Here is a 10,513-nt window from a genome sequence, read left to right on the forward strand (position 1 = left end):
GGTTTTGTAAAAAAATAATCTGTTTTTCATGACAGCGACTGCAAGTAAACTCGCCCCCAAACAACTGCGGGATCGCGCGATCGGCGATCGCACCTCGCTGGCACCAAAAATATTTATTCTTAAAAAGCCCCATTCTACCCACAGCCACGGCAAAATTGAATTTCACATCCAACAGAGGAAGACACACCATGCAGCAATTGACATCTCAAGCCCTTGAACACAATATTCCCCAGCGCACAAAAACCTCGATTATGGTGATCGGGGGAGCCGAAGACAAAGTTCACGGGCGAGAGATTCTGAATACCTTTTTTTGCCGTGCTGGGGGTGCAAATGCTCGGCTGGCGATCGTTCCCTGCGCTTCGCGAGATCCCGAAGGAATTAGCAACCGCTACCGCACCATATTTGAAGAAATGGGCGTTAGCGCCGTCAAAGTAGTGGATATCCGCGAACGCGAACAAGCCGAAAACCCCGTCTGGAAAGATTACTTAGAAGATTGTACGGGCGTATTCATCACAGGCGGCGACCAACTGAGGCTCTGCGGGCTGCTGGCGGACACCCCGCTGATGGAGAAAATTCGCAAAGAAACTATCGAAGGCAAGATTACCCTCGCCGGTACCAGCGCGGGTGCTGCGGTGATGGGATATCACATGATTGCAGGCGGCGGGAGTGGCGCGTCACCGAACCGCTCTTTAGTAGACATGGCAAACGGACTTAACATTATTCCTGAGATCATCGTAGACCAGCATTTTCACAACCGCAACCGCATGGCTCGCTTGCTGTCGGCTGTGGCAAGTCATCCCGATCGCCTCGCTATTGGTATTGACGAAGACACCTGCGCGTTGTTTGAGGGAGACGATACTATGAAAATTCTCGGTAAAGGCACTGTGACTATTGTTGATTCTAGGGAAAATTTTTATACCAATGAGTCTCTGGTAGGAGCGACAGAACCCTTAAGTCTGTTCAATATGCGCTTGCACGTTCTTTGTCACGGAGATTGCTACAATATGCCCCTAGGCAAACCAATGCCATCGGCAGCCTGTTCCGAGTCTGGCTGGCCCCCCGAATGCCGCACAGCCAACTAACGTAGAACATCTCTTGTCATTGATTCTGCAGAAATTAAGTGGCATTGGGGTCGAATCATGGATACCACAATAGAATAGATTCCCAATTAGCCACAGGCTCACGCCAGAAGGCAGAATCACAGAAAATTCTACCTTCGGGCTTTGAGTTTTTGCTCGCGATTAACCTCTACTTGTTTTTAGCCGATCGCTGGGGCATGAATTTTCAATTGGGTCGCCCATAACTGGAAATTCACTCGCAAACTGTTCGTAGCGAACAGTCGATCGAGCAATCTAGATCGAAATTGAATAAATGCTCCAATTATCTATAAGATTTCCCGACCCATACCCCTCTAACTGTCATGAAAATACTTAAAATCCAGACCTTACGCGGCCCCAACTACTGGAGCATCCGACGCCACAAACTCGTCCTGATGCGTCTGGATTTAGAAGAGTTGGCAGATAAAACCACATCTGAAATTCCTGGCTTCTACGAAGGATTGACCGCCGCGCTGCCGAGTTTGTACGAGCATCACTGTTCTCCAGGCCATAAGGGAGGCTTCCTGCAACGTGTCAAAGCAGGCACGATGATGGGACACGTCATCGAACACGTAGCCCTAGAACTTCAGCAAATGGCAGGAATGCCGGTCGGGTTCGGTCGCACCCGCGAGACTGCGACCCCAGGCATTTACCAAGTAGTAATTGAGTATCAAAACGAACAAGCAGGTCGCTATGCCGCCCGGGCGGGCGTGCGGATGTGCCAGAGGATTGCCGAGACGGGCACTTATCCAGAAGCAGAATTAGTCCAAGATTTGAGAGACCTTAGAGAGTTTGCGGCGTCGGCGGCACTCGGGCCGAGTACGGAAACACTGATCAAAGAAGCAGAAGCTCGCGGCATTCCTTGGATACCGTTGAGCGCCAGGTTTATGATTCAACTCGGCTACGGGGTTCACCAAAAGCGGATTCAGGCAACTCTGAGCAACCGCACGGGAGTTTTGGGGGTAGAACTAGCCTGCGATAAGGAAGGGACCAAAAATATCCTCGGCAGCGCCGGCGTGCCGGTTCCCAGAGGAACGGTGATTAATTATTTGGACGAATTGCGCGGGGCGATAGAAGATGTCGGCGGTTATCCGATCGTCCTCAAACCCCTAGACGGAAACCACGGCCGCGGCATTACGATCGACATCAATTCCTGGGAAACAGCAGAGGAAGCCTACGACTTAGCCAGCGCGGCATCAAAAACAAAAAGCGTCATTGTCGAGCGCTATTACGTCGGCCGCGACCACAGAGTATTGGTAGTCAACGGGCAAGTCATAGCAGTCGCAGAACGAGTCCCGGCTAACGTCGTGGGCAACGGCAAGTCTACAGTAGAACAGCTTATTGAAGAAGTAAACCGCGACCCGCAGCGAGGAGACGGACACGACAACGTGCTCACCCGGATCACGATCGACAAATTGTGCCTGGATTTGCTGCAAAAACAAGGATACGCGATGGACTCCGTAGTGCCGGCCGGGGAAAGAGTATTTTTGCGCGCGACAGCAAACTTGAGTACCGGTGGAATTGCAGTCGATCGCACCGACGAAATCCACCCGGAAAACGTCTGGCTGTTTTCCAGAGTCGCCAAAATTATCGGTTTGGACATCGCCGGCATTGACGTAGTAACTCCCGACATCTCCCAACCCCTGCGCGATGTCAACGGCGTCATCGTCGAAGTCAACGCAGCACCAGGTTTCAGAATGCACGTCGCCCCGAGTGAAGGTTTACCCCGCAACGTCGCCGGCGCGGTCTTCGATATGCTTTTCCCCTCGCCTCAACCCAGCCGGGTGCCGATTTTAGCGGTAACGGGAACCAACGGCAAAACTACAACCACTCGCCTGCTTGCCCACATTGTCAAGCAGACAGGTCAGATTACTGGCTACACGACTACCGACGGCACTTACATCGGCGATTATTTGGTAGAAACCGGAGACAATACCGGGCCGCAGAGCGCTCAATTGATTTTGTCTGACCCAACGGTGGAAGTAGCGGTGCTGGAAACGGCTAGAGGCGGAATTTTGCGATCGGGCCTCGGCTTCGATCAGTGCGATGTCGGCGTCGTCTTGAACGTCGCGGCCGATCACTTGGGAATTGGCGACATCGACACCGTGGAACAGCTCGCCAAACTCAAGAGCGTCCTCGTCGAGTCGGTAATGCCCAAAGGCTATGCAGTTTTAAATGCAGACGACCCGCTTGTATCACAAATGGCGCAGCGTGTCAAGGCTCAAATTGCATACTTTTCGATGAACCCGGACAACGAACTGGTTGCCAAACATACCGCTGCGGGCGGGCTGGCAGCGATTTACGAAAATGGGTATTTGTCGATTTTGAAAGGCGATTGGACCCTGAGAATTGAGCAGGCTGTGAACGTGCCGCTGACGATGGGCGGGCGCGCGCCGTTTATGATTGCTAATGCTTTAGCAGCTTGTTTGGCGGCTTTTGCCCAAGGATTCAAAATAGAAGATATTCGATCGGCTTTGTCAAGCTTCCAAGCATCGGTGGGTCAAACTCCCGGACGGATGAATTTGTTTAAATTGGGCAACTATCACGCTTTGGTGGACTACGCCCACAACCCCCACAGCTACAAAGCTTTGGGCAGTTTCGTGCTGAATTGGCAGGGACAGCGGATCGGGGTAGTCGGCGCCCCTGGAGACCGGCGAGATGAAGATTTTGTCACGCTGGGCAAACTTTCGGCCGAGATGTTCGATCGCATTATTGTCAAAGAAGATAGTGACACGCGCGGGCGAGAACCCGGTGTTGTGGCAAAGTTAATTTGCCAGGGAATTGCAGAGGCGATTTCTGCAGGAACCGCCAACAAATCTCAAGTTGAATACGAGTTGATTCTCGACGAAACAACGGCCGTTAACAAGGCTTTAGATGAGGCGCCGGCCGGCAGTTTGGTAGTGATTTTACCTGAAGGTGTCAACAAAGCTTTGAGTTTAATTGAAGCCCGGAAACCGATTAAGGAATCTGTGGAAGTTCAAAATGGTTTAGATCGATCGAAGTCACAGGAAAGTTTAAAACCGACTGTGGTGAATCAAGGCTAAACTCTTAAGTCTCATTTAATTAATAGGTTGGGTTACTTGTGTTAAACCCAACCTATTTGTTTTAAAATTAATACTATTTTTGAAGATTTTTTTGTGTATTGCATTGAACAAAGGGTAGAGAAAGCGATCGACTTATATTAAATCCGGTAGCATCGTCGGGCGTAAAATCCAGTCAACAGTCAACCACAGACGGTGCAACCGGATTCGATATAATTCATCTGCGTTAATCTGTGTCTATCTGCCCTCATCAGCGGTAAAAAAAAGAGAATTTCTTCACCGCAGATGACAAAGGATTGACGCAGATTCACGCAGATGAATAGCATAAATACATGAATAATTCCCATGCTAACAGAGAAGTATAGAATCAGGAAAAAGCAAGCAGCAGGATTGCAGCATGAATGAGGCCGATCGCACGCGAGTCGAAACATTCATCACGCGCTGGGCCGGTTCTAGCGGTAACGAACGGGCAAACTACCAGTTGTTTTTTGCGGAAATGTGCGATGCGCTGGGAGTCGATCGCCCTTTTGATAAAGGCAGAATTCCCAACGATCCCTACTGCTTTGATAAAGATGTAAAAATTTTTCACCCCAGCGGCAAGGTGACTCCGGGGTTTATTGACTTTTACAAAGCCGAGCATTTTTTGATAGAGGCAAAACAGGGCGGAACAACGAGCAAAAAGGGAACGGCAAAGCGGGGGACAAATACCTATTTGCGAGAGATGGAAAAAGCGTTTGTGCAGGCGATCGCCTATACCCGCAGTCTCAGCAGCAAACCGCCCTTTTTGTTAACTTGCGATATTGGCGATCATTTTGAATTGTGGATGGGTTTTAGCGGCGATTATGGCGGCTATGGGGCGCGGCAAGAAATTGGGCTGGCCGAGTTGCGGAAAGCCGATGTTTTCGATTTGTTTGTCGATATTTTTAGCAATCCGCAGCAGCGCAATCCAGAGAAAATTGCGGCGCGGGTGACGCGGGAAGTGGCGGCGGATTTGGCAGAGTTGGCAAAGCGGATGGAGGCGAATGTCGATCCGCAGCAAGTCGCCCAGTTTTTGATGCGCTGTATTTTCACCATGTTTGCCGAGGATGTGGGGTTGCTGAAGGAACATTTGTTTGCGCAGGCGCTGGAAACGCGATGGATTAAGCTGTGTTGCATCTAGATTGCCTATGGTATTAGAGAGGGAGAGGGGGTGAAGGGGAGAGGGGGAGAGGATTTGACGATTTTTGATCGGGACTCGAAATATACAATTTAAATGCACAACAGCTTATCAATCCGAAGACGTTTAAGCCGGAAGTAGAGGCGCTGTGGGAGGCGATGAATGAGGGGACGAGTTTTGGCTTTCATGGCAAACTGTTGCGGTTTAATGGGGGATTGTTTGCCGAGTCGCAGGCGTTTGCTTTGACAAAGGCGCAGTTGGAAGTGTTGTTGCAGGCGGCGAAGCGGGATTGGTGCAATGTGGAACCGGCGATTTTTGGGACGTTGTTGGAAAGGGCGCTGGATTCGAGGGAACGGAGTAAGTTGGGGGCGCATTATACGCCGCGATCGTATGTGGAACGGTTGGTAAAGCCTGTGGTGATGGAGCCTTTGGGCGATCGCTGGATTGCGGTACAAGCGGAGGTTAAACAGTTGCTCAACGCGGGGGAAGCGGAACCGACTGCAAATCAAAGGAAAAAGGCGATCTCAGTTTTAGAAGCATTTCTAACGGAGTTACAACAGGTGAAGATTCTCGATCCGGCGTGCGGATCGGGTAATTTCCTTTATGTGACGTTGGATTTGTTGAAGGGGTTGGAATCGGAGGTGTTGCGGCGCTTGGAGGATGTCACAGGGGTGCCGCAGTTGCGGTTAGATTTTGCTCAAGTGAATCCCAGTCAGTTTTTGGGGATTGAGATTAATCCACGGGCAGCGGAGATCGCGGATTTGGTGATTTGGATTGGGTATTTGCAGTGGCATTTTCGGCGGTTTGGCGATATTCCGCCGATCGAACCGGTGTTGCGGGAGTACAACAATATTAAACAGGGGGATGCAGTGTTAGCCGATGACGGGAGGGAACCGGATGTGGATGCGACGGGGAAGGTGAGGACTCGCTGGGGCGGACGGATGATGAAGAGTCCGGTGACGGGCGAGGATATTCCCGATCCGACTGACCAAATAACAATTTATCGCTATTTAAATCCGAGGGCAGCCGAGTGGCAGGAGGCGGATTATATTGTGTCGAATCCGCCGTTTATTGGGAACTTTAAAATGCGCGAAATTTTGGGGGATGGGTATGTAGAAGCATTGAGGAAAGTTTATAAAGATGTACCGGATACTGTTGATTTTGTGATGTACTGGTGGCACAAGGCAGCCGAATTAGTCAGAATAGGGAAGGTTTATAAATTTGGGCTGATTACGACAAATACACTTAGTCAAGTTCGACAAAGAAAAGTCGTAGAATATCATCAATCCCAAAATAATCCAATTCAGTTATTTTTTACTGTTCCCGATCATCCTTGGGTTGATGAAGGTGCATCAGTCCGAATTGCCATGACTGCTGGAAAACTCAGGAAAGCAGAAAATCTAGCCCAAAATATTAGGATGGGAACTGTAACTTCAACTGGGCTTGGAGAGACACCAGAAGACTCCGCAGAATCTCTAACAATTTCTTGGAAGAGTGTTGGAAATATATTTAGCAATCTTCAATCAGGATCGGATGTTGGCAGCACTGTTGCTTTGAAGAGTAATGAAAAGTTATCTTGCCCTGGAGTCCAGTTATGTGGATCGGGATTCATTCTGAAATCAGAGAATTTTGATCGAGTTGAAAAAGCAGTAACTTTCGCATACCTACATGGCAAAGATTTTATGCAAACTTCTCGTAAGGTGAAAGTCATCGATCTTTTCAACTTGAAAATTGAAGAAGTCCAGCAAATGTATCCTAAAGCCTATCAGTGGGTGCTAGAGAGGGTCAAACCTCAGAGAGAAACAAGCCGAGATAAGAAACTACGTGACAATTGGTGGCTTTTTGAAAGACCGCGACCTGATCTGCGAGAAGCTATTAAAGGATTGAAACGTTATATTGCTACGGTTGAGACGAGTAAACATCGAGTATTTGCTTTCCTAGATTCACAAGTTTTACCTGATAAGAGGCTGATTGCGATCGCTCTTGATGATGCTTATTTTCTAGGTGTTCTTTCTAGCCGAATTCATGTAACTTGGGCGCTGGCAGCGGGTGGAACTTTGGAGGATCGCCCAATTTATTCCAAAACTACTTGCTTCGATCGCTTCCCCTTCCCGACTCCAACCGACACCCAAAAACAAACCATCCGCGAACTCGGAGAACGCCTCGACAGCCACCGCAAACGAGTCCAAGCCACTCACCCCGAAGTCACCATCACCGGGATGTACAACCTCCTCGAAAAACTCCGCCAAGGCGAACCCCTCGACGACAAAGACAAAGCCTTCAACCAAAAAGCCTTAGTCTCCACCCTCAAACAAATCCACGACGAACTCGATGCCGCCGTATTTGCCGCCTATGGTTGGGAACCCACCCTCACCGACGACCAAATCCTGGAAAACCTCGTCACCCTCAATGCCCAACGCGCCGAAGAAGAACGCAACGGACTGATTCGCTGGCTGCGTCCCGACTACCAAGCCCCAGGCGAAACCTACGTGCAACCATCCCTTGCAGGCATCACCACGGAAACCGAAACCCCCATCGCCCCCACGGAACAACAACCTTTCCCCAAAACCCTCAAAGAGCAACTTTGGGCCATCCGCGACTTATTCCGCACCCAAAGCGGCGAATGGACAGCCGCCCAAGTCACCGCCCATTTCAAAGGGGCAAATCGCAAACAAAAAGTCATTCTCGACTGTCTAGAAAGTCTCGAAGATTTGGGGATTTTGCTCAGTCATAATGAAGATGGGATGACTTTCTGGCATCTGGCAGAACTTTAGAGCGATTGGTAAGTTTCTGTTACCTTCTCTAGGCCATCTGCAAATACTCCAACACCAGCAACCGCAAATAGTCCAGCATTCGGATATAGGCTCGCATTTGAAGATAGCCCGATCGCGTCTCATTATAAAACTGAGCGATCGCAGAACGATCGAACACCCTGAGCTGATGTAACTCTGCGATCGCTTGCTCGCGATTCTCAACCTCTGCGCGCTCCTCAATCTGACTAGCATAACCGCGAATACTTACTGTTACTAACTCAAGCTCCTCCAGAAACGAAAAATCTTCCTCAGAACCAAGATACCTCTGAGATATCTCTTTGCGCTCTGATTTAGTGTTTTGATAGTCAACTGTCAACTGTGCCAAAAGTTGCACAATAATATCCTGCCCAAGCGCTAATTTGTTCTGAACTTGTGCCATGTCGCTATTCCTCATTAATGCCATAAGTCACGATTTTCTCAACACCATACTGGTCAGGTCGCACGATTAAAAACTCCTTGCCCTTTCGGTAAACAGCGGCTCCATCCTGCCGATATCCCGTGCGAGGAACTCTTACAGCACCTCTGGTGTTGAAGTTGTGTGCTTTACGCAGATATTTGAGTGGATCAAATCCTTTTCTTTGTCAATGGTCTAACACACTTTGGGCTACAGTTCGATAAGTTCCTCTATCCCATTCAGACAAATATTGCTGTAGTTCGATAACTTCAGTATTGGAATAGTCTTCAAACAGTCGCTCTAAATAAGGATCGAGGGATGATTCGTCTGGCATTTTCACTCTAATTCCAGAGGATATTATTTATCATAGCTTTCCAGGAAAAAGACCGATCGCCTTTTATATCAAATCCACTCTTCATTGGAATGATTCATCTCTCTCATCTCTTCCTCTGTGTTCTCTGCGTACTCTGTGGTTAAATCATTCCGATCCAATCAGAATTGGTATTACCCCTTAACTACCGCCCACTGAGTCACCGGTGCCAGCGGTTTCCAACCCTGAAAAGAACCGATCGCCCCGACTCGCTGAATCCCAATTCTAATTAGTTCGCCGCCGTAAATATCGTGCCACTGCAACACTTTGAGTTCGCTCTCAACTGTCACCGCATTAACAACTAATCGGCCGCCTTCACCTAAAGCATTCCAGCAAGTTTCCAGCACAGCTTCTGCGGTGACACCGCCGCCGATGAAAATAGCATTCGGTTGAGGCAAATTTGTCAGGGCTTCCGGCGCTTCTCCCGCCACGATTTTGAGTTCGGGAACGCCGAAAGTCGAGGCATTTTCAGCGATGTATTCCAATCGACTCGGATGGCGTTCGATCGCGATCGCCCTGCACCGAGGATGACTCCGCATCCATTCGATCGCGATCGAGCCGCAGCCCGCCCCCACATCCCAAAGCAACTCTCCGGGAATCGGCGCTAACGTTGACAGAGTAACGGCTCGAACCTCCCGCTTCGTAAGTTGTCCGTCGTGGCGATAAGCAGCATCCGGCAAACCCGAGGTACGAGGGAAAATCACAGCTTCGCGATCGGCGGCAACTGCGATCGCGATCGCGTTCAAATCCACCAAATCCGCTGCATTCCAGGCTGCTGCTACCCCCTCGATCCGCCGTTCCGATGCCGATCCCATCCGCTCGAACACGGTCATCAAACTGCTGCCAAACCCCCGCTGCGTCAACAATTGTGCCACCTTTCCCGGCGTGTGTCTGTCAGCGCTCAACACCAGCAAGCGCGCGCCCGGCGACAAAGCAAGGGCGATCGATGCGATCGGGCGATTTGTCAAACTGAAAGTCTCAACTTGGGCCAGCGGCCAACCCAAACGGGCGCAAGCAAGACTAAAAGCCGATACCGCCGGAATCACAGTCATTTCCTCCATGGGAATCTGGCGCGACAGGGTAACGCCGATGCCGTGACACATGGGATCGCCGCTTGCGAGCACGCACACAGACTGTCCCCGGCGGCGGAGGATCTCGTCAACTGTTGTCTGCAAAGGCGATGCCCAAACCAATTTTTCGCGGGTGTCGTCGGTTGGTAGCATTGCTAGGTGACGGGCGCCACCAACAACGACTTGAGATCGAGAGAGGAGGGTAAAGGCGATCGGGCCGAGCCCCGAAAGTCCATCTTCGCCAATCCCCACCACCGAAAGCCATTTGTGCATTGCGCCCTTACTGCTAATTACTACTTATCGATTCTAAAAAATAATATCGGACCGTAGATTCGGTAAAAAAGCCGGTTTCTTTGATAGGAGTGCGATCGCGAACTGTTTATTTTTGTAGTTGCGGTGTCTTCGCCGGCAAGTCCATGCGTCCATGACTGTCTGAAAAATATTTTCCCCAAACAAAAAGCGCCCCTATTACTAGGAGCGCTTTTTGTTAATCAAAGACTAAAACTTAGCCGTTGATAGAAGGAGCAACCAAAGCTACGGGAGTTGTTTCGCCAGCAGCCAAGTCGAGAGGG

General features: G+C 49.9%; 8 protein-coding genes. 5 read left to right on the forward strand and 3 right to left on the reverse strand.

The genetic code is table 11. From position 1 onward, the window contains the following. Positions 1-28: 28 nt before the first annotated feature. The 5 genes from QUB61_RS17925 to QUB61_RS17945 all read left to right on the forward strand — a co-directional run bounded on the left by QUB61_RS17925 (position 29) and on the right by QUB61_RS17945 (position 8,068). On the forward strand, positions 29-217 hold the full coding sequence (locus QUB61_RS17925; RefSeq protein WP_333130714.1) for a hypothetical protein: 189 nt from the start codon (positions 29-31) through the stop codon (positions 215-217). Continuing rightward, complete coding sequence (locus QUB61_RS17930; protein WP_333130716.1) at positions 189-1,082, forward strand: cyanophycinase; 894 nt, start codon at positions 189-191, stop codon at positions 1,080-1,082. The genes QUB61_RS17925 and QUB61_RS17930 overlap by 29 nt, the downstream gene beginning before the upstream one ends. A gap of 338 nt (positions 1,083-1,420) precedes the next feature. Beyond that, positions 1,421-4,141 carry a cyanophycin synthetase gene (gene cphA, locus QUB61_RS17935; RefSeq protein ID WP_333130719.1) on the forward strand — a complete coding sequence of 907 codons (2,721 nt, stop codon included), beginning with the start codon at positions 1,421-1,423 and terminating at the stop codon, positions 4,139-4,141. Positions 4,142-4,535: 394 nt separating this feature from the next. Next, positions 4,536-5,297 (forward strand): type IIL restriction-modification enzyme MmeI, encoded by a 762-nt coding sequence (locus QUB61_RS17940; RefSeq protein ID WP_333130721.1) that lies wholly within the window; start codon positions 4,536-4,538, stop codon positions 5,295-5,297. 155 nt (positions 5,298-5,452) lie between these two features. Then, positions 5,453-8,068, forward strand: a complete 2,616-nt coding sequence (locus QUB61_RS17945; protein ID WP_333130724.1) for a DNA methyltransferase — start codon at positions 5,453-5,455, stop codon at positions 8,066-8,068. A 28-nt stretch (positions 8,069-8,096) separates the two neighbouring features. Here the strand turns inward: QUB61_RS17945 and QUB61_RS17950 are convergent, their stop codons facing one another. The 3 genes from QUB61_RS17950 to cbiE all read right to left on the reverse strand — a co-directional run bounded on the left by QUB61_RS17950 (position 8,097) and on the right by cbiE (position 10,214). Further along, a complete protein-coding gene (locus tag QUB61_RS17950) occupies positions 8,097-8,510 on the reverse strand; it encodes a hypothetical protein (RefSeq protein WP_333130726.1) in 414 nt (137 codons plus the stop codon). Between the two features lie 178 nt (positions 8,511-8,688). Continuing rightward, on the reverse strand, positions 8,689-8,835 hold the full coding sequence (locus QUB61_RS17955; protein ID WP_333130728.1) for a hypothetical protein: 147 nt from the start codon (positions 8,833-8,835) through the stop codon (positions 8,689-8,691). A gap of 170 nt (positions 8,836-9,005) precedes the next feature. Further along, on the reverse strand, positions 9,006-10,214 hold the full coding sequence (gene cbiE / locus QUB61_RS17960; protein ID WP_333130730.1) for a precorrin-6y C5,15-methyltransferase (decarboxylating) subunit CbiE: 1,209 nt from the start codon (positions 10,212-10,214) through the stop codon (positions 9,006-9,008). Between the last annotated feature and the right edge of the window lie 299 nt (positions 10,215-10,513).

Origin of the sequence: Microcoleus sp. C2D2 (assembly GCF_036702495.1) — a bacterium.
Classification (GTDB): domain Bacteria; phylum Cyanobacteriota; class Cyanobacteriia; order Cyanobacteriales; family Microcoleaceae; genus Microcoleus.